The 756-nt window shown below is 35.4% G+C and carries 1 pseudogene; it reads left to right on the top strand.

Annotated features, from left to right (window positions below):
* Nucleotides 1–699: pseudogene (locus tag JHL15_RS05000) on the top strand (DUF5977 domain-containing protein); the annotation flags it as partial.
* Nucleotides 700–756 lie beyond the last annotated feature (57 nt).

The following is a 756-nucleotide window of genomic DNA, read 5'->3' on the forward strand; positions in this document are numbered from 1 at the left end:
CAAGTGACCAAGCAAACCACAACTTCTCCAGATGGAACAGTAAATGAAACAAATTATCAATATGCTCACGAAAAAGGAAATCAAAAGTTGATTGCCGCCAATATGATTGGAATTCCATTAGAAACTAAGGTGATTCAAAAGCAAAATGATTCTGACGCTGGGAAAACAATTTCAAGATCAGAAACAAAATACGATGATCCAGCTAATCTGTTTCCAACTTCAGTAATCTCATATGATATGCAAAACAATGCTCTGTCTACTGAGATTACCTATAATAAATACGATACTAAAGGAAACATCCAGCAGTATACTACCAAAGATGGAGTTCCGACAGCGATTGTCTGGGGATATAATAATACACAACCTATTGCTAAAGTACAAGGTGCGACCTATGATCAGTTAGTAAGTTTAGGAGTTGTGACTGCTATAGTAAATGCTTCAGATCAGGATGCAGCTAATCCTGCTAATGAACCTGCATTAATTACAGCACTAGATACTTTCAGAAAGAACTCTGGTTTGTCTACTTATCAGGTTTCTACTTATACCTATGATCCACTAATTGGGGTTACCAGTATAACTCCACCTTCAGGAATCAGAGAAGTATATATTTATGATACCGCTAACCGATTAAAAGAAATAAGACAGGATTCTAAAACAGGTAATCTGGTAAAAGAATTCAAATACAATTACAAAAACTAAGACACGATGAAAAAGATACTCATTCCAATAGGAACATTACTAATAACGGGCATGGTT

Origin of the sequence: Chryseobacterium paridis, from assembly GCF_016595215.1 — a bacterium.
In the GTDB taxonomy this organism is placed as follows: Bacteria; Bacteroidota; Bacteroidia; order Flavobacteriales; family Weeksellaceae; genus Chryseobacterium; species Chryseobacterium paridis.